Source organism: Streptococcus oralis (assembly GCF_001075875.1).
In the GTDB taxonomy this organism is placed as follows: Bacteria; Bacillota; Bacilli; order Lactobacillales; family Streptococcaceae; genus Streptococcus; species Streptococcus oralis_I.
The window spans coordinates 1-706 of record NZ_JUOS01000112.1; the positions used below are offsets into that span (position 1 = coordinate 1).

General features: G+C 46.0%; 1 pseudogene. It reads right to left on the bottom strand.

Annotated elements, in window-relative coordinates:
- Positions 1–706, bottom strand: a pseudogene (locus tag ADM33_RS06460) (fibronectin-binding protein); the annotation flags it as partial.

The window sequence follows — 706 nt, forward strand, 5'->3', positions numbered from 1 at the left end:
AGTTGGGGTGTACTTAGCTGTGATTTCAGTTCCATTCTTATCCACACGTTTCACAGTTACGCCTGTTCCTGTTCCAGTAAATGATTTTTCTGGGACGAAGGTTACTGTTCCATCTGCTGCTACTGTGTATGTACCAACACCTTCCACAGTTTTAGTCGTTGAACCATCGTCAAATGTTGCTGGAACAGCATCATTCATTGGCACACGGCTGTCACCTTCTGTGAATACAGGTTTACCTGTTTGAGTCACACCTTGGATATCTGTTGATTCAGCTGGAGTTGCTGTCGGTGTTACAGGAGTTACTGTTGGGGTGTAAGTCGCAGAGGCTTTGGTTCCGTTCTTGTCTTCACGAACAACCGTTACAGCCGGTGCAGTTCCGACAAATGATTTCTCAGGAACAAATGTCACCGTACCGTCGGCTGCTACTGTGTAAGTACCAACGCCGTCAACTGTCTTAGTCGTTGAACCATCGTCAAATGTCGCTGGAACATCTTCATTGATAGCTACTGTTTTCTCAACACCATCAACGGTTACTGTTCCACCCTTGAATTCAGGTTTACCAGTTTGAGTAGCACCTTGGATGTCAGTTGATTCAGATGATGTTGCTGTTGGAGTTACTGGTGTCACAGTTGGGGTGTAAGTCGCTGAAGCTTTGGTTCCATTCTTATCTTCACGAACAACCGTTACGGCCGGTGCTTTACCTGTG